This is a genomic window from Algoriphagus pacificus, from assembly GCF_017254845.1.
Classification (GTDB): Bacteria; Bacteroidota; Bacteroidia; order Cytophagales; family Cyclobacteriaceae; genus Algoriphagus; species Algoriphagus pacificus.
Genome location: NZ_JAFKCU010000002.1, coordinates 881,092 through 900,271, shown reverse-complemented (window position 1 = coordinate 900,271; position 19,180 = coordinate 881,092). Strand labels below are relative to the sequence as shown.

Genomic DNA, 19,180 nt, shown 5'->3' with positions numbered 1-19,180 from the left:
TGTCTAGGGTTTAGCTTGTTTTTGGGAAGACCTTCGTTGTAGGGTTTGAATTTCCCATGTATCTTTAGCTACCGTAAAATTCTACCATGAGTGCATTCAGCTATTTCGTGAAGAAAGTATTAATCAACTTATTTATTGTCATTGGGATTTCGATAATCCTTGGGTTTTTGTTTTTAAAACTTTACCTCCCTATGTATACCAATCATGGGGAAACCGTATCTGTACCTGATTTAAATGGCTACACCTACGATGAGGGTAAAGAAATCTTAGAAGATGCCAGCTTAGAATATGAAGTTTCTTTGGACTCCGGGTTTAGCACAGAGCTCAAGCCTTTGGCTGTTTTGAAACAGTTTCCTGAAGCAAATTCCCAGGTAAAAACCGGAAGAAAAGTTTATTTGACTTTGAATGCCAGAAATGCTCCGATGCTGAAAATGCCGAATTTGGTCAATACACCTCTTAAAAACGTTCAAGAAATTCTATCCAATATGGGATTGGAAAGAGGCGATATTAAGTACGTTCCGGATATTGGGATCAATGTTGTTTTGGAGCAAAAATACAGAGGTGTAAATGTGCCAGAAGGCTTTGAAATTCCTAAAGGAGCAAGAATTGATTTAGTGGTAGGTGATGGTCTAGGAAACCAGATTTTGGAGGTTCCTGGCTTGACGGGTATGGATGAAATCGATGCTGAATTCCTGATTCTTGGTTCGGGACTTAGAGTTGGAAATAAAAACTTTGTAGAAAACGACACCGTACCAGCTGGCAAAATCTTTATGCAGACTCCTGCTGCTGGAACTCAGGTGAAAACTGGTGAATTGATCGAACTTTGGATCTCTAAAGAAAATTTTTAATTGAATGGGCAAAAGCCTTCACATAATCAGAACCTGTTTATTTTTCCTTTTTGCAGGATTGATGTTTGAGTCTCATGCTCAAATTGTGGAGTTCGCGCCAATTCATCAAATGAAATCACCGAAGCTAGACTTATCCAAGGCAAGGGTAAGTGCGGGAAATCAGCTGCCTTTTTGGGATGATTTTTCGCAGGGAATCGATACTCTCAAGTGGGATATCTCTGGAGCTTCTTATACAGAAACGATCGGTATAGATGCGCCGTCTTTGGGACAAGTTTTATTCAATGGAGTGGATGAAAACGGGAAGCCCTACTCCCTTTCTATCCGAGACCTTGGTGAAACGGATTTATTGACTTCTAAGCCATTTGACCTGTCAGGATTAAATTCCAATACCTTGTTTTTAAGTTTCTTTTGGCAAGGTGGCGGGCGTGCAGAACTTCCCGATGGAAATGATCAATTGATCCTCCAGTTTTTAAATGAGAGTGGAAATTGGATTACTGTATGGAATCAATTAGGAGGTTCTGAGATAGACAGAAATACATTTTCCCAAGAAATTGTACAGGTAACGAATACGTTCCAGCATTCAGCCTTTCAGTTTCGTTTTATAGCTGACGGAAGACAAGCAGGACCTTTTGACAGTTGGATTTTGGATTATGTTTTTCTAAACACCAATCGATCAACCAATGATCTGAATTACAGAGATAGAACGCTTACCCAAAAGAACCAGATAAGTCTAGGAGACTTTGGAGCCTATCCAAGTGAGCTTTTCGAAAGTCAACAAGAGGGATTATGGACTAGCGTTCAAAATCAATTTTTAAACCTTGAAAACAGGTTCCGGGCAATGGAATATTCTATTGTTGTTCGTGATACTGCATCAAATAATTCAGTTGCGATCAATCAAAATACTCCCTTTAATCCAGTACCAAATGCAAATGAAAGAAGGGTTTTTGGAAGTAATGAATTTGAAAAAACTGTCTCAACTAATACTGAAACTGCATTAGAATTTTCCACTTACCTTACTTCAGGTGATGGACAATTTTTCACCATTAATAACCAGGACACCACTTTTTATCCAGGTGTGGATTTCCGAGTCAATGATACTGTAAAAACGTATTTCCCAATTCAGGATTATTTTGCCTATGATCATGGATCAGCAGATTATGCAGCAGGAATCAATCAAAAATCCGGAATGCTTGCTGTCAAATATGATACCCCTGAACCAGTTTATATTAAAGGAATTTCGATCAATTTTACCAATGCGAATCAAGCCAATCAGGCAATTGACATTCTCGTTTGGGAGGATTTAGAGGAAGGACCCATTTTTAGAAAAGAGGATCTTATCCCTGTGAAAGAAGCAGGTCAGGAGTTTTTATATTATCCTTTGGACACCAATATTAGAGTCACGGGAGAGTTTTATGTAGGATTTGCCCAGTTTACCAATGACTTTATTCATGTCGGCTTAGACAAGATCAACGATCAGGGAGATAAGCTTTTTTACAATGTAGCTGGTGCTTGGGCGCAAAATGAAGAAGTCAATGGATCATTGATGATTCGACCTCATGTTAGCCTTTCTGCACCTTTTGAAGAGTCTACTACCCCGGATTCTGATTTAAGATATTTCCCCAATCCAGTGGAATCTTACTTAAATCTAGAGGGTAGTTTCAGCAATCTTAGAGTATTCGATTCATTCGGAAGGGAGATATTTCTTCAAAGAGAACTTACTCAAGAAGGGGAAATTATTAATTTTACAGGACAGCTTCCTGGGATTTACGTGATAAACGTAGTTTCGGAAGCAGGCCATCAATCAATCAGAATTTTAGTTAGATAAAGACATGGATGATATTTCAGTAGAAGACCTAAAAGAAAGGTTAGACAAAAACGAAAAATTTGTATTCATTGACGTTCGTGAAGAATGGGAATACGAAGACGATAATTTAGGAGCCAAGAATATTCCATTAGGTGATCTTCCTAATCGATTGGATGAAATTGAGCAATTCAAAAATCAGGAAATCGTGGTTCACTGTCGATCAGGAGCCAGAAGCGGGAACGCAAAAAAATTCCTTGAATCAAAGGGATTCTCCAAAGTCAGAAACGTGCCAGGCGGCATAATGGCATTCAGAAATTTATAAGCGACTCCCTTCGGGGAGTTTTTTTTATGAAAACAAAAACGGTTTCGGAGCAAAACTGATCACGAAAATCAGAATAGCCAGCCAACCAACAATTTTTCTACCTAGGCTTAGTTGAGCATATCCGGAAACTTCCGGATGTTTCAACCCCATCACTCTTCCTAGCAAAAAGGCAAAGAATAACCAACCTTGATATCCTTCCCATTCTGGCTTGAGGAAAGAAATAGCATATTGAACTGCCGCCAAAGTCAGCACCAAAGTCAACCTATTTTGGGCCGATAATCCTGATTTGCTAAAGCATATATATAAAAACCCTATGTACAAAGGGATCATTAACAAAAGATCTTCTATAGGTAAATAAGGACTTATGAAACCTAGTCCAGCATAACCTATAAAAGCAGTAAAAGCGATCAAAGAGATAGTTTGATGATGCCTTGGAAAGAGTCCGAAAATCACATGTCCCCCATCCAATTGTCCGATTGGTAAAAGATTCAGAGCAGTAAAAAACAAAGCTAGGTACCCAGCAAATAGAAAAGGATAGTGAATAACTTCAGCCATAGACGGTAGTCTTTCTGGATCTCCAAAAACCTCACCTAAACTCCAAAAAAGAAAGTTATTTCCTAGCTCAAAGTCCAAAACTTCCTCATCATATCCCTGAAAATCAGGATCCGCATATTCTGGATGTACCTCATAAATATATTCTACAGGCGGCAGCGTAGAAAAACCGTAAATCAATAAACCAAGGGCTACTACAAAACCAGCTAAGGGTCCTGCAACGCCAATGTCAAAAAACTTCTTTCTACTGTTTACAAATCCTTTCATCCGAATCACAGCTCCGAAGGTTCCAATAGAGGGGACGCCAATAAAACCTAACCAAGCTGGTATAAAGAAAGGAAGGGAACACTTTACTTTATGGTAGATTGAAGTAAAAAAATGACCAAGTTCGTGGATCAATAAAATCCCGATAAACGGAATAGAAAAGGCAGTAGCTTTCCAGAAATCATCCGAAGTTAAAAACTGATCACCTTCTGCCAAAATTGATTTTCCATAGACCCATTCTCCTCCTGCCAATGTAGCAGTGAGTAATGTGAGGATAAATAAAAGTCCGTGGATGAGGTATTCTTTTTTGCTATACATGTTTTAAATAATCAAAAATGACCTGAGGTCCGGTCACATGCACGGCTTGAATCCCCACTGAAGCTGCACCTTTTACATTTGCTTCTAAATCATCAAAAAACACTACGTTTTCTGCTTTCGCATCTAATTCTTGAAGCATTTTTTCATAAATATCTGAGGATGGTTTTGCAAGTCCCATTTCATGACTTAGGAAAACATGATCAAAAAGGGAATTGAAATTTTCCAACTCAAAATCCTTTTGAAGCATCTTGTAAACTGCTTCGATATGAATCTCATTGGTATTGCTGAGAATACCTAGCTTAAAATTTCCTTTCAGGGATTTAATCAGGTCTATTCTTTCCCCTGGGATATTTAGCAATAATGAATTCCAAAGCTCATCCACCTTCTGATCGTTCCAATCCTGATTGAAATATGCCCTCACTTCATCTCTAAAAATTCTTGAACTGATTTCTCCTTTTTCATATTTCTTGTGAAAATCCGTCAAATAAAACAGTTCAGTCTTATCATGATGATTTTCAGGAAGTTCTCTCTTGATCAATTCAAGTGATTTTCTATAGTCAATATCGACAATAACATTACCGAGATCAAAAATTAAAAAATCCGCTTCAAGAACATTTTTCATGCAGAATTTGGGTTGTGAATATGAGTTCAAATATGTAACATTGCACTCCCAAAACCAAGGTTTCAGGCATTGTTCAGCCAAAAACAAGAGGTTTTAATTCAGGTTTTGATCTAATCCTATTTTGAATTCAAGAGGTTTTCTTGAGGGTTAGAAATCTGAAAGTTTTTAAAGATTTTGGGCCTATAGCTCATTCGGTTAGAGCAACTGACTCATAATCAGTAGGTGCTTGGTTCGATTCCAAGTGGGCCCACTAAAACCCCGATTACTGCATAGTATTCGGGGTTTTATTTTTTATTACATGTTGGAAGCCTGTAGTGAGATCATTTGGAGATTTAAAAAATCACCTGAGCAAAATTATACAAGTTGTTTCTCCAAACTGGCCAAGTATGACCTCCTGGGTACTCTGAGTAGGTGTATTTCACTCCCATCTCGTCAAACTTTTTCATCATAATCTGGCAGTTCTGATAGGCGATATCCCGCTCTCCTCCCATAGCTATCCAAAAAGACTTAAGATCCTGATTGATTTTAGATGTATTTTCTTTCATAAAGGCATATTGTGCATCCACAATTTCTGCCTGCCTACCAGCTATCCAACCCGAACTAAAGACTCCCAAATAGGAGAACAAATCAGTATTATTTACACCTGCATACAAGGTCTGTATTCCTCCCATGGAAAGCCCAGCCAAGGCCCGGTCAGCGGCATTGGTTTTAGCTCTATAATTTTTCTCCACATAAGGAATCAAGCTTTCTTTGAGCTCACGCTCAAATTGCTTTAAGCCATTTTCAGTAAACGCACTGGCGGGCATATTCCCATCCGCCATTACCACCAACATTTTTTTGGCTTTTCCTTCTGAAATCAGGTTATCCAAAATAAGATCTGTCTTACCTTGTCTTGCCCAGCCAGTTTCATCCTCTCCTCCTCCATGATAGATATACAAGGTTGGATAGGTTTCCGCTGTATTCGTGTCGTATCCTGGTGGAGTATAGATGAAAAACTGCCTCCAGGATCTTAGAGCCGTTGAAAAGTATCTCACACGTCTAACTTCCCCATGTGGCACATCTTTTAATTGATAGTATCCATCTCCCTTGAAAGGAACTTCAATTCCACTTGCATATCTCCCCATCCCATAAAATGCCTCACTTGATGGATCCACCACTGCCACTCCATCGATGATCATGGAGTAATAATGAAAACCCTCACTCAAAGAATCGGTCATTACTTCCCACACTCCATCTTCTCCTTTGATCATGTCATATTTTCTCCCCAAGTCCAATTGGATTTTATCAGCTTCAGGTGCTTTAATTCTGAACTTGGCCCTGTGATCAGGATAAATCTGTGGGTATTTGGAGTTTCTGATATTTGTTGCAGCTGGAGTTCCTAGGGGACTATATTTATTGAATTTTGATTGATCTACTGGTTTAAATAATAGCTGGGAAAACATGTACAGCCCATTCTTCCAGACTTTGAAATCATGCCCTCCTGATTCCAAATAATAGATATGAGGAACCTCCTCTTGTACCAAATAATCGTGCGTTCTCTTACTGAAACTAAGCAGTCCATCTTCATCTCCACAGGAAATCCAAAGTACCTTCAATAGCTCTCTTGCTTTTTCAGGATCCGGAACCAAAACTTCAGGAGCTTTGGTATTGGGAGCGGAAGAAAATCCTCCTACCCAGGCGAACTTATCCAAATTCCCAAGGCCAAAATTTAGAGACTGACCTCCACCCATCGAAAGGCCTGCAATCGCTCGGTTTTCCCGATCAGTTAATACAGGATATTTCTTTTCAATAAAAGGAATCAAATCATTTAGCAGATCCTTTTCAAACGTAGCAAATGCCTCTACTTTTTCAGGAGCCATAATATTTCCCACTGCCCTGTCATCCTTCATCGCTCGGCCATTTGGCATGACTACAATCATGGGCTCAAGCTTCCCTTCTGCATACAGATTATCTAAAATCACTTCAGGATGGCCACCTTTCAGCCATTCCTTTTCATCCCCACCAATTCCATGTAAGAGATAAAGCACTGGGTATTTATTCTTTTTGGAATAGCCTGGTGGTGTATAGACTAAGGCTTTTCGGTTAGTTCCAACTGTCTTTGAGGTATATTGGATGGAATCTAGCTTTCCATGTGGAATATGGGCTTGAACTTGATCAAAGCCTGCAGGAGCTTCTTTTTCCAGTACTTGCCCAATAGTCGTATTTCCAAAAAGGCAGAATACAAAAATCAATTTGAAAAATCGTTTCATAGAGGTATAGGTTAATGGGTTAGAAATTTCGATACTCAATTTGGGATTTAATGTTCTAAGATCTCAATCATCTTTTCTCCATATCGTGAACCAAGCAGACGATATCCAGCTGCAGAAAAATGCAATCCATCTTTGATTGCTTCACATCCTTGAGATGAAATCACATAGGAATTCGGGATGACTTTAGGCAAAGTTGAAATGATTGGGTTCATACTGGCGCATTTGCCTCCCTCTTCTGCACTGACTAATTCACCAGCCAATAGCGGAACCGAATTAGGCTCTAAGCCTAAATCTGCCAATAAATTATCATAAACTCCAGCGACTTTGGTTGGCCAAGTTTGATCACCTGTATTGGATTCACCCTGATGCAGCAAGATCCCTTTGATGACTCCACTCTGTTGAGCCAAATTGCCTAATTCCACAAGTCTTTGGTAAGGATTTCCATCATATTGCGCGATCATTCCTTTCATCCAATCCGGCGCTGTAGCAGCATAAGTTTCGTAGTTATCCTTATCAAACAACTCGATTTTACAGCCTCCAACTGACACATTGATGATCCCTACTCGGATGCTGTCAGGAAGATTTTCCACCAAAGTTTTCCCAAAGTAATCTCCAGGAGTGATGCCTGTGTTGCATCTACTCAAAGGAGGAACGGCGGGATACCATTTTCCCTTTTCTCTTCCCAAATCAGGGCAATCGACTGCTTGAAGTAATTGAAATCGCTCATTGGCCACTGTATCTTGTGGCTCAAATCGGGCATTCCCCTCCATGTTGGACTGACCAAAACTCAGAAAAATGTAAAAATTCGGGTCTTGGGCAAAGCTCTGTATACTGATAAAACAAAGCGCAAAGGCGATCAAAGCTCTTGAAAACATGGTTAATGGGTTTAGTAGGTTCAATCAATTCATCATCAATATATATGTTTTGCCAGCTTCTGTAGCCAAATCATAAGAATAGCCTGGATTCAACTGAGGTTTTTCCAAATTAGCTTTATTCGAAATCACTGGAGCAGGAGTTTCCTCTACGAAGTAAAAAGGATTCGAATTATCACCTTTTGCTGGAGTCAAAGGGCCTTCTTTCGTTCCCATGGCATTGGGAACTCGCAATCTAAGGTTTCCTCCCAAATCAGATTTCACAGTCACTTTCTCAATTTTTCCATCCTTCCAAATCAAGTCCACAATTTCAAAACCTCCTCTTGCTTTGATTCCAGAAATACTACCATCAGGCCATGCATCAGGAAGTGCCGGTAGTAAATGAACCTCTCCATTGGCACTTTGTACTAGCATCTCAGTGATTCCGGAAGTACAACCAAAATTCCCATCAATCTGAAAAGGAGGGTGTGCATCAAAAAGATTGTTATAAGAACCTCCACCTCCTTGGTTGGTTCCTACAGGCGAAAGTTGATTTTGGATCAATTTGTAAGCGTGATTTCCATCTAAGGCTCTGGCCCACCAGTTTACTTTCCAACCCATACTCCAACCTGTAGAGACATCTCCTCTATGAATTAGGGTAGTTTTGGAAGCCTGGTATAATTCTGGTGTTCGGAAAGGGGAAATCTGATTGGAAGGGAAGAATCCATACAAATGGGAGATATGACGGTGATGATCATTAGGATCATCAATATCCTCCAGCCATTCTTGGAGTTGCCCATGCTGCCCGATATGCATAGGAGGAAGCTGCTTTCTCAAAAGCTTCAAGGTATCCTGAAATGAGGCGTCTTTTTCCAAAATTTCCGCAGCTTGAATCGCGGTACTAAACACGTCAAATACAATTTGATTGTCCATAGTCGTCCCCGCATCCAAAGAAGATCCTCCGTGCGCTTGCGGGGCATTTTCAGGAGAAGTTCCCGGGTTGATAACCAACCAACCGTTTCGAGGGTCTTCGACCAAAAAGTCTGCATAAAACTGAGCTGCTCCTTTTAAAACCGGATAGATGGATGACAGGAATTCACGGTCTCCAGTATACAGGTAATGCTCCCAAAGGTGCTGGCTGGTCCAGCCTCCACCTCCATTCCAAATACCCCAAAATATGGCATCCACTGGGCCTGTAATTCTCCAGATATCTGTGTTATGATGGGCCATCCAGCCTCTTGCCCCATACATGACTTTAGCCGTTTCCTGTCCGGTCTCAGCCATTTCCTGCACCATTTTTAGGAAGGGTTCATGCAATTCCGAAAGATTGGTTTTTTCCGCAGGCCAGTAATTCATCTGCGCATTGATGTTGATGGTATACTTGCTATCCCAAGGCGGCATCATGTCTTTGTTCCAAATACCCTGCAGATTGGCTGGTTGGCCTCCGGGTTGGGAAGAAGAAATCAGCAGGTATCGACCATATTGGTAATACAGTGTCACCAACTGGGGATCATTGGTATTTCTAAAATTCTTTAAGCGCTCGTCGGTAGGTTGCTGAGAAGCCCCAGAGTCACCCAAATCCAATTTTACCCGATTGAAATAGTGCTGATAAGCCTCCAACTGGTCTTTCTGAATAGCTTCAAAAGTTCTGGCAAAAGCTTTTTCCATGTAACCCATCGCTCTTGCGTGTTCATCTCCTGAGAGGTCATCATAGCGATTAAAATTTGAAGCAATGGAAATGTAAATCGTGGCCTCGTCGGCATCCTTTACAACCAAGGCTGTATCCGTATGACTGAGCGAGCCTCCTTTGGTCTTGATTTTAGCGATCCCCTCAAAATTGACTTTTCCAGGTACCCCTTCATGATCTGAAGTAGTGCCTGTCAATACTAATTCATTGGAAGCATTGGCCTTGACAGCTGACTTTTGATGGGGACTTGTAAATGCTGCGCTGAATGAAATCATACCAGGTTTACTGGCGCTTAGCCTCACCGCAATGATCCGATCAGGAATCGAAGCAATGGCTTCCCGGGTATATGTAACCCCATTGACAACATAACTGGTTTTGGCTACAGCATTGGCAATGTCTAATTCTCGGTAGTAATCTGCAAAGTCAGCATGACCTGACATAGTGATTTCCAAATTACCAACAGGCTGAAACATCTGACCGTTGGATTTCTTGGTCTGGATCATTTTTGAAGCCAGCTGCTCTGCCTCTTTCTGTTTTCCTTCAAAAATCAATTTCCGGATCTCAGGAAGGGCATTCAATGCATCAGGATTATCATTTCGGTTTGGGCTACCTGACCAAACCGTGTGCTCATTGAGTTGGAGAATTTCAGTTTCCACATTGCCATAAACCATGGCTCCTAGCCTTCCATTCCCAATAGGCAAGGCATCTGTCCAGACTTTTCCAGCCGGTTGCTTGTACCAAAGCTTTAGCTCTTGCTCTTTCTGGGCAAAAACAGAAAGGGAAATGAACATCAAAACGAAAAAAATCAATTGTCTCATACCGGTAAATTTTGGGGTTGGGATTTATTTTTCTTGTACTGTATTATTCTTTAACAAAATCAATTCACTGAATCTTTTAATTCGCCTTCCGTCTCTTCCAATTCGCCTTCGATTGGATGAATGGTGAGTTTATAGGTCAGATCAGAGCCAAGCGGTATAAATTGATCATAGGAAAGTTCTATCCAGTTACCTTCAAATGGATCTAGTTTTTGAACTTTGCTTACTGAGGTAAAAGCACTTTTCCCACCTTCAAAAACCTCAATTGACACTTTTGCTTTCTTGGATTTTATTTGACCAAAATTCTCAACTTTCACCCTTACAATTCCTTTTTCCATATTAATTTCAGGCTTTCTAGCAGAAAGGATAGCAGGATTGTAATCAACCCAAGGTAATCTGGAATATCCAAAAACCATTGCTCCATTTTTATCCTTTCCGATCATCTTTCCTGCAAAATTATCCTCCCTGAATCCATTGCCCTTTCCCTCAAAAGTAATTTCCAAGTCGTACCCTTTTGCTTGAGAACCGAGCACTTTTGCTCCTCTACCAAAATTGACTTCTTCAGATGCTCCAAAGCGTAAAGAAGCCAAATCCAAGTCCTCTTGTGGGTTGAATCCTTGCTCAGCTTTCACCAATACTTTGATAAATTTGGTACTGGCAGTAATTGGTTTTTTATTGAGCAATTCCAGCTGCATTCCGACTTTCAACGGAATCCCAATATTCTTGGAACTATGTCTATCATTGGGCTTATCTTCATTTTTCAAAGTGTCAATCACTGCAAAGTTGGCTTGGACTGCCCTTCCCAACTCATCCTGAAAAATCTTGATCCGCTCATATTTAAACCAATCTTCGTTGGTTCCATCTTCATAGATTGTGATCCCCGGCATATAAGCCTCTCCTGGATCTGTTTTCCAATGAACTCCATCTTTCGAACGCTGGTAAAAAGCTATCCTTCCCAACCAATCATTGACGATCAAGTGATACTGAACATTGTCTTTCCAGATAACAGGATCCTCAAATCTACCGTCAACCGGTGGATATACTCGCTCATCGGAAACCTGATTGAAGGTGCTTACTCCATCTTTACTGAACCAAACTCCTCCACCACGACAAACCATGAGGTAGGAACCATCTTCACGACGCGCAAAAGTTAGATTTGAAAGTCCTTCGATGATCGGTCGATCTCTCGAGTCAAATTCAAACTTACTGTATTCCCAAGGACCGTTTATTGACTCAGAAACATAATATCCATCAATTACATAGATCACATAGCGCCCGTCCGCAGTTTGATAGATTTCAGGGTTATGTCCTTTTCCAATTTCCTCAACTACTTTAAATGGTCCCATGGAATTATCAGCAACTGCGTGAACGACTATGGAATTAGGCCACTCATGATGCCCTTTGGAGGAGTCTTCCCTCCATCGACAGACGAACATATGAAATTGGCCATCCTCTCCCTTCAGGATGTTGCCACCCCAGTAGGACCACTCATTATCTTCAATTCCATTATCCACATACCGAGGTTTTACCGTAGCGGTACCCCAAGTATCAGCAGTCAACTTTCCAATTGGTGGAATGGGCTGAAAAAGATCAATAAACTTACCTCCTTCCACTAAGTTTTTCCACTCTGCAGGCCTAGCTCTCTCCTCTATTTGGGCAAAGCTTACCTGAGAGAAAATCATAAAAGTTGAAAGGAATGCAACACTCTTACGCATTTTAATAATATTCTTTTTGGTCATATTATACTTCTACCATGGCTTTGATTACACCCGTTTTGGGATCCAGCCAAGATTGGAAATTTGATTTTACCTCATCAAAATTTACTCGATGGGTGATGTAATTTTTTACCTTGATTTTTCCGGTTGCCAAAGCTTCCAACACTTGCTCGAAATCAGCTTTGGTCGCATTTCGGCTACTCAAGAGTGTGGATTCTCTTTTATGAAAATCAGGATGGGAAAATGCTATTTCTCCTTTTTGCAAACCGACTAGGACGTAAATTCCTCCGTGAGCCATGTATTGAAAACCCTGGTGAATTGCTGTAGAATTACCTGTCGCATCAATCACCACATCACAGAAATCCCCGGCTGTCAATTCCTCGATTTCCTTCCTCGTATGCTCACTGGCTTTAACAGTATGAGTTATGTTCAATATATTTTTGCAGAAATCTAGTCGCTGCTCATTGATATCCAAAGCAATAACTTCCGCTCCCGCAATTCTAGCAAACTCCATTACCCCTAATCCAATAGGGCCAGCACCCATGACCAGTACCCGATCACCGGGCTTTACTCCTGCCCTTCTTACGCCATGCGCTCCAATAGCAAAAGGCTCTGCCATCGCCAGCTGGTCCAACTGAAGGCCTTCTCTTTTGATTAAGGTGGAAATAGGAACAGAAACAAATTCTCTCATCCCTCCATCTTCATGAACACCAAAAACACTGATTTTTTGGCAGCAATTGGTTTTTCCTTTACGGCAAGCTACGCAAGTTCCACAGCTGAAATAAGGCATAATGGTCACCAAGTCTCCCTTCTGAAAATCGCTATTGGACTCAATTTCCGAAACTTCACCTGCTAATTCATGACCCAAAGTCCGTGGATAGGAGAAATAAGGTTGGGTTCCTTCAAAAGCGTGTAGATCTGTTCCGCAGATTCCTATGCGTTTGATTTGAATAATTGCCCTTCCTTCGGAAAGAACAGGTTCTTGGGCATTCTTGTATTCAAATTCACCCGGAGTCTTACAGGATAATTCTTTCATAATCTATTTATCAAATTGAGATTTTCGAATCTCTTTTTATCAATTGTTTTTCCTTTAGGTGCTTCCAAAAACCCGGTTCAATGGGAGTTTGGCAAAAAGCTGCATTCTTTTGGATTCTTTTGGGAGAGGTCGAGTTGAGTGCCAAAGCAGATACTCCTGGCAGGTTTAAGCCAAACTGAATACAAGCATGTGCTGGATCAATATTCTGAGAAGCACAGAGCTCAAAGAAGCTGGTTCTCCATTGATGTTGTTTTTGAAATAAGGGGGATTCTTTACTGGCTAATTGGTAATCAAAATAATCTCCTCCCACTAAAAACCCAGAATGGAATACTGCCGAGTTGATAATTCCCACTCCATCATTTTCAAGCTGCTCCATAAATTCAAGCAAATCCTGAGGATGGCTATAAATGGTCATGCTATTGGCAATCATCACCCAATCCAAATCAACTTTCTCATAGATTTTCTGGATCACTTCCCAGCTTTTTGACCCTACTCCAATAGCTTTCACTTTCCCGGCTTTTTTCAAATCTGCCAAAGCCCGGTAAGCATTTAATATATTTTGAAAGCGCTTTTCTAAATCAGATTCATTTTTCGCTTGAGCCAGATATTCATCCGGGTCATGCACGGAAACCAATTGAGATTCATATCCTCCCAAAAGCTCATTTCCTTCCTCAAAGCAGTCCAAAATTCCCTGATAGCTAATATCTTGAATTGCATCATATTCCAGACCCTTCCAAACCTCCTTTTCAAAGGTAGGCTCAGAACCTACCAAAGGAATCCTTCTCCAGCCCAATTTATTACTAATGATTACTTGATCCTTGGGCACATTTAGTTCATTCAAAGCTTTCCCCAAAGACTCCAAAGCCAAGCCTGCTCCATACTTTCCAGCAGAGTCAAAAACCGTAAGACCAGGGAAACAATCCAAGGCAGTTTTTACCAATTCCAGTTTTTCTGAATAAGAACTGGCTTGGTAAAGATTGCCCAGCGAACTGGTACCAATCACCATAGATGGGACCTCTAGTCCTGTTTTCCCTAATAGCATCCTAATCCTATAAAATATTCTTGTAAAGGCATCTAAGTATAAATCCCATTGAAATTAAATTTCCAATACAATATCATGAATCAATTCAAGAGTTGTGTGGTCAAACGTTTGTCCAACTTGGCACTCTACTTCCCCTGTTGATAGAAGTGACTCTTTTTTGCTATTTTAGAAGGATTTTAAGCCCGAAATGAAAAAGAAAAGAGTAAGTATTACCGACATAGCCAAAGCTTTGAACGTGACTCCCTCCACCGTTTCAAGAGCTTTGAACAATGGAGGAAAAGTAAGTGAAAAGAAGAAGCAGCAAATTTTGGCTTTGGCAAAAGAGCTGGGCTATAGACCGAATCCTATTGCTAGAAGTCTGGTAGAAAATAAAACTCAAACCATTGGCTTAATCATCCCTGAATTCACACATCATTTTTATAGTAGGGTTTTGGCAGGAATTGAGAGCGTCACTTCAAAGGCAGGCTATCAATTACTGATTTGCACTTCCAATGAGAAAAAGAAGCAAGAGATCAAATCTTTTCAAACTCTGTTAGATGCAAGAGTTGACGGAATTCTAGCGACCATTTGTAAGAAAAACGATGAATTTGACCACTTACAGGAAGTGCTGGACAGCGGTACTCCGCTAGTGCTGATGGACAGGATCTGTGAAGAAATCGAAACTTCCTATGTGATTTCAGATGATTTTGTAGGAGCTTTTCAAGCTGTAGATTTTCTTATTCAAACCGGTTGTACCCAAATCATTCACATCAAAGGCCCAAAAGTTCTTTCCACCTCCTTTAATCGGTTTATGGGCTACAAAGAAGCCTTAAAAAAACACCTAATAGCATTTAATGAGGATTTGGTTTTCGAAGGAAATGACCCTGAACTGGCTGAAAAAATAAGTGCCTGCCTAAAATCGAATGCCGTAGATGGAATTTTCGCATACAGTGATTATTTGGCTTTTGAAGCTTTCAAAGTCTTAAAGAATGAAGGTATATCAATCCCAGATCAGGTATCAATTGTAGGGTATGCAGATGAGCCCATTTCCTCTTATGTGACTCCACAATTAAGTAGTGTCAACCAAAAACCATTTGAAATGGGGGCTATTGCAGCTGGTTTACTACTGAATCAAATTCAAGACCCAGAAACTCCTCTTGAATTCAAAAGTCTCAAAACAGAATTGGTATTGCGGGCATCTACCAAAACCTTTAAAGAAATCCCTGTTTAGGCTCATTCAATTTATTCCAAAGAAAAAGCGAGTTGAAATTTATCAACTCGCTTTTTTTAAATCTATAACTGGTTCCAGCGCCTCCTATTTATCTCGGCCAGATATTGTCTTCAGTCACTTTATCAGGGAATCTTCCATGAGGATCTAACGTGATTTGCTTGATTTTTCTATTCCCAAAGTCAAGAACAGCCTTATAAGTCTTATTACCATCAAACCAAACAGTTACCGGCCAAGTTACCAATGCAGTATTTTCATCGATCATTTCAGCATTCGGTAGTTTTTTAATGGCTTCATTTCCTTCCTCAAATTCAACTTTCAGCACTATAGGTGAAGGCATCTGTCCGGCTTGATGAACTGTAACAACGGTTTTTCCATCTGATACTTTAACATCTTGAATTGATCCCTCAACAGATTCTGTGGTGAACAGCCAATAATACCAGAACCACTCCAGGTTTTGTCCCAATTCATGATTCATAAAAAACATGTAATCCCAAGGAGATGGATGCTTAAAAGCCCAAGTTGCAGTATATTTTTTCATAGCATTGATGACAGCTTCATCGCCTACAATACCTCCAAGCATAGAAAGCATCAAAGGAGTTTTGGAGTAAGTCTGGAAACCATAGCCTGACCCAGCATCATTGGCGCTCCACATCATCGGAGCTTCATCTTCACTTCCACTGATTTGGCCATATCGTTGACCCAAACCATCAAGATTGTAATCTTGACCTCTGCTATCAGCGCCTGAAAGGATATTCATGTATTGGTTAAATCCTTCATCCATCCAACCGTATCGAGTTTCATTCGTCCCGAGCATCATCGGCCACCATTGATGGGCAGTTTCATGATCTGCTGCTCCCTGATTGGAATTAATTACCATCGGATATTCCATTCCTGCACTTGGACCATCTTGTAGAGTTAGCTGAGGAAATGGATAAGGTGCCCAAAGCTGAGAATAAAACTCCAAGGCATGTCTGGTTCGGCTTGCTGCATTTTCAAAATATTGAGATCTTTCAGGAATATAAACCATGTAAATAGGCACATATCCTTTACCGGGAATATTAGCACGAGTGCCTTTCCAAATAAATTTATTGGAAGTAGCCCAGGCAAAATCATTCACTTTGTCTGCTACAAATCTCCAAGTCTTTTCTGCCCCAGATGTGGTTTTAGGGTCATTTTCACCCACTATCGTGGTTTCTTCATCAGAAGCCAAAACTTTAGCATAGTTAGCTAAAGCTTGAGAAGTCAAAACTTCTTCAGGGTTTTGGAGCACGCCGGTTCCGCTCACAATCCAACCTGCAGGAACAATCAAAGAGACATCAAATTTCCCAAAGTTGTTAAAGAATTCTGCTGGTCCAAGATACACGCTGGTTTCCCAACCTCTTAAATCATCATACTTGGCAAGCCTAGGAAACCATTGCGTTGGCTGAAATAAAGTACTGTCAAATCTCTGTGTCATTCTATGGCCTCTTCCATTCTCTCCTCCAGGTAATTTGGTATGCCAATCAATTTCGAGTTCAACGGTACTTCCAGCTTTAATCGGTTCTGCCAAACTGATCGTAGCAACTGTTTTAGTGAGATTATAAGCTCTTAGAGCAGGTGGATCATTTCGTCGAACTGGCGCGGCGTCAAGATCCACTTCTTGATCACCAACTTTAATTCGAGTCACAATCATTCCTTCTGTTTGTTCGGCTGGTGTCGAGGAACCCCTTGGCACGTCCGCTCTAAAAATATTATGATCCAATCTCAAAACGATCGCATTCAAATCATCTTTACTATTATTATGAACAAGGATTTTTTCTGAACCAGTGATAGTTTGAGTAGATGGATCCAAGGAAGCATTTATTGTAAAATCTGTTTCCATCTGCCAGTAATTTGGACCTGGCTTCCCAGTGAAATTTCTTGTTCCCTCTGCAAATGCCTTACGAATGGAATTGGTCATGGGTACATCCTGGCGGATAGCCCGATCTGATGTCTCAATGGAAGTCCTTAATGGCTTTAGTTCGCTTTGCTGAGCTAAAGCAACTGAAGTACTCATCAAAAAGCATAATAAAATTTTTCGCATAGCTGGGTTATTATTTTGAAATGGAAACTAGTGAATAATTCAAAAATTAAGATGTGGAATGGTTATAAACGGAAATTCTAATGGATAAAAATGATTGAAAATTACCTCTGATTCGAAATTTGAAAAGAATTAATATCCAGATCATCGTATGATCCAAATCTAACAAATTACAATTCAAGGAATTATAAAATCAAGATTGAAAGTCTCTTAAAATTTATTGAAATCCTATCGAATTGAAATTGTAAAAAGGAATATTTCACTACATTTGCATCCAGTTCAGGAGAAAGGCTTCGACTGATCTTTGAAAAACCACGGGGTGTAGCGTAGCCCGGTATCGCGCCACATTTGGGATGTGGAGGTCGTAGGTTCGAATCCTGCCACCCCGACGCATAAAGCCAGCAGATTTTTTTGCTGGCTTTTTTTTGTTCCCTTACTTTTTAAAACTAATTCAAAATCGATTCATTTTGATCAAAATCCCCAAATGGAAACTGCCGTCTTCTAGACAGTCTTGTCAAATATCTTTATCTTGAATCACACGTTAATCCTAAGAGAATAAATTAAAATCTCTCTTGTCACTAAATCAAAGCTCCAAATGAGGAATATTTTCAACTTGCTATTTCTATCCTACCTTCTTTTTAATACTGCATGCGCTCAAGATAATTCAAATCCAACTTCTCCAATCAATGGAAATTTAGCTGTTGTAGAAGCATTTCCTTCTTTAAGTTTTGAAAGACCGGTGGATTTTCAGCATGCCAATGATAATTCAAAAAGGCTATTTGTAGTGGAGCAACGTGGGGTTATTTCAGTTTTTGAAAATGATCCAAAGGCTTCTGCTAAATCGGAGTTTCTATCTATAGAAAGCAAAGTGGATGATTCTGGAAACGAAGAGGGTCTTTTAGGGCTTGCTTTTCATCCGGACTATAAATCAAATGGATTTTTCTATGTGAATTATACAGCCAACAATCCCAACAGGACTGTAATTTCAAGGTTTAAAGTTTCAGCATCCAATCCAAATCAGGCCGATCAAGCAAGTGAAATGATTCTTTTGGAATTTGATCAGCCCTACTCCAATCATAATGGTGGGCAAATAGCATTTGGCCCTGATGGCTACTTATACATCGCAGTTGGTGATGGAGGAAGTGGTGGAGATCCTCAAGGAAATGGTCAAAATAGAAATACCTTATTAGGCACGATTCTGAGGATCGATGTGGACAAAAGTGAAGGATCCAAGAATTATTCGATTCCATCAGACAACCCTTTTGTCGGTTCTTCCGAGGGTTTTCAAAAGGAAATTTATGCTTATGGATTAAGGAATCCTTGGCGTCTTAGCTTTGATTCAAAGACGGGCGAACTTTGGGTTGGAGATGTGGGTCAAAATAAATACGAGGAAATCGATATTATCAAAAAAGGAGGAAACTATGGATGGAATACGATGGAAGGATTTCATTGCTTCAATTCCTCCAATTGCAATACTGAAGGACTTGAGCTTCCAGTCTGGGAATACGACAGGTCAAGAGGTGATATTTCGATCACGGGTGGATATGTTTACCGAGGATCGGCAATTCAGCAACTGAAAGGACTTTATATCTATGCAGATTACGTTTCGGGAAGAATTTGGAGTCTGGATATGACGAACTCAAATAGTCCGGTAAACACTGAATTGTTTGACACTGATTTCCCAATCTCATCTTTTGGTGTGGATGAAAACCAGGAATTATATCTCTGTGGATTTGATGATAAAATCTACAAATTAAGCATTCAATAAATTTGATTTATTTCTCAG

At 40.2% G+C, this 19,180-nt stretch carries 14 protein-coding genes and 2 tRNA genes; 7 read left to right on the top strand and 9 right to left on the bottom strand.

The features are described from left to right. Positions 1–86: 86 nt before the first annotated feature. The 3 genes from J0A69_RS10665 to J0A69_RS10655 are packed head-to-tail and all read left to right on the top strand — an operon-like array spanning position 87 to position 2,974. On the top strand, positions 87–848 hold the full coding sequence (locus J0A69_RS10665; protein ID WP_206586539.1) for a PASTA domain-containing protein: 762 nt from the start codon (positions 87–89) through the stop codon (positions 846–848). Between the two features lie 4 nt (positions 849–852). Further along, positions 853–2,673, top strand: coding sequence for a T9SS type A sorting domain-containing protein (locus J0A69_RS10660; RefSeq protein ID WP_206586538.1), 1,821 nt, complete (start codon positions 853–855; stop codon positions 2,671–2,673). A 4-nt stretch (positions 2,674–2,677) separates the two neighbouring features. After that, positions 2,678–2,974 (top strand): rhodanese-like domain-containing protein, encoded by a 297-nt coding sequence (locus tag J0A69_RS10655; protein ID WP_206586537.1) that lies wholly within the window; start codon positions 2,678–2,680, stop codon positions 2,972–2,974. Positions 2,975–2,998: 24 nt separating this feature from the next. Here the strand turns inward: J0A69_RS10655 and J0A69_RS10650 are convergent, their stop codons facing one another. After that, positions 2,999–4,108 carry a site-2 protease family protein gene (locus J0A69_RS10650; RefSeq protein WP_206586536.1) on the bottom strand — a complete coding sequence of 370 codons (1,110 nt, stop codon included), beginning with the start codon at positions 4,106–4,108 and terminating at the stop codon, positions 2,999–3,001. Next, positions 4,101–4,730, bottom strand: a complete 630-nt coding sequence (locus J0A69_RS10645) for an HAD family hydrolase (RefSeq protein ID WP_206586535.1) — start codon at positions 4,728–4,730, stop codon at positions 4,101–4,103. The genes J0A69_RS10650 and J0A69_RS10645 overlap by 8 nt, the downstream gene beginning before the upstream one ends. 176 nt (positions 4,731–4,906) lie before the next feature. Here J0A69_RS10645 and J0A69_RS10640 point away from each other — a divergent pair. Next, positions 4,907–4,980, top strand: a tRNA-Ile gene (locus J0A69_RS10640). 82 nt (positions 4,981–5,062) lie between these two features. On the opposite strand, the gene J0A69_RS10635 is transcribed toward J0A69_RS10640, so the two are convergent. Genes J0A69_RS10635 through J0A69_RS10610 form a run of 6 tightly spaced genes read right to left on the bottom strand, consistent with a single transcriptional unit; the run spans position 5,063 to position 14,125 of the window. After that, positions 5,063–6,979: an alpha/beta hydrolase-fold protein gene (locus J0A69_RS10635; protein ID WP_206586534.1), complete on the bottom strand. Its 1,917-nt coding sequence runs from the start codon at positions 6,977–6,979 to the stop codon at positions 5,063–5,065. A gap of 47 nt (positions 6,980–7,026) precedes the next feature. Further along, complete coding sequence (locus J0A69_RS10630; protein ID WP_206586533.1) at positions 7,027–7,854, bottom strand: sialate O-acetylesterase; 828 nt, start codon at positions 7,852–7,854, stop codon at positions 7,027–7,029. Positions 7,855–7,878: 24 nt separating this feature from the next. Next, positions 7,879–10,335 carry a glycoside hydrolase family 95 protein gene (locus tag J0A69_RS10625; RefSeq protein WP_206586532.1) on the bottom strand — a complete coding sequence of 819 codons (2,457 nt, stop codon included), beginning with the start codon at positions 10,333–10,335 and terminating at the stop codon, positions 7,879–7,881. A 59-nt stretch (positions 10,336–10,394) separates the two neighbouring features. Next, on the bottom strand, positions 10,395–12,047 hold the full coding sequence (locus tag J0A69_RS10620; protein WP_206586531.1) for a glycoside hydrolase family protein: 1,653 nt from the start codon (positions 12,045–12,047) through the stop codon (positions 10,395–10,397). Positions 12,048–12,072: 25 nt separating this feature from the next. Beyond that, positions 12,073–13,083: a zinc-binding alcohol dehydrogenase family protein gene (locus J0A69_RS10615; protein ID WP_206586530.1), complete on the bottom strand. Its 1,011-nt coding sequence runs from the start codon at positions 13,081–13,083 to the stop codon at positions 12,073–12,075. Positions 13,084–13,093: 10 nt separating this feature from the next. Then, a complete protein-coding gene (locus tag J0A69_RS10610; protein WP_206586529.1) occupies positions 13,094–14,125 on the bottom strand; it encodes an aldo/keto reductase in 1,032 nt (343 codons plus the stop codon). Between the two features lie 187 nt (positions 14,126–14,312). Here J0A69_RS10610 and J0A69_RS10605 point away from each other — a divergent pair, with 187 nt between their 5' ends. Then, positions 14,313–15,335 (top strand): LacI family DNA-binding transcriptional regulator, encoded by a 1,023-nt coding sequence (locus tag J0A69_RS10605; protein WP_206586528.1) that lies wholly within the window; start codon positions 14,313–14,315, stop codon positions 15,333–15,335. An 88-nt stretch (positions 15,336–15,423) separates the two neighbouring features. Here the strand turns inward: J0A69_RS10605 and J0A69_RS10600 are convergent, their stop codons facing one another. After that, a complete protein-coding gene (locus J0A69_RS10600; protein ID WP_206586527.1) occupies positions 15,424–17,397 on the bottom strand; it encodes a M1 family metallopeptidase in 1,974 nt (657 codons plus the stop codon). A gap of 312 nt (positions 17,398–17,709) precedes the next feature. Between J0A69_RS10600 and J0A69_RS10595 the strand changes: the two genes are divergently transcribed. Together J0A69_RS10595 and J0A69_RS10590 are read left to right on the top strand one after the other, a co-directional pair. Next, positions 17,710–17,783 (top strand) — tRNA-Pro (locus J0A69_RS10595). Positions 17,784–17,989: 206 nt separating this feature from the next. Then, the gene (locus J0A69_RS10590) at positions 17,990–19,162 is read left to right on the top strand and encodes a PQQ-dependent sugar dehydrogenase (RefSeq protein ID WP_206586526.1); all 1,173 of its coding nucleotides are present in this window, start codon (positions 17,990–17,992) and stop codon (positions 19,160–19,162) included. The last annotated feature ends 18 nt before the right edge of the window (positions 19,163–19,180 follow it).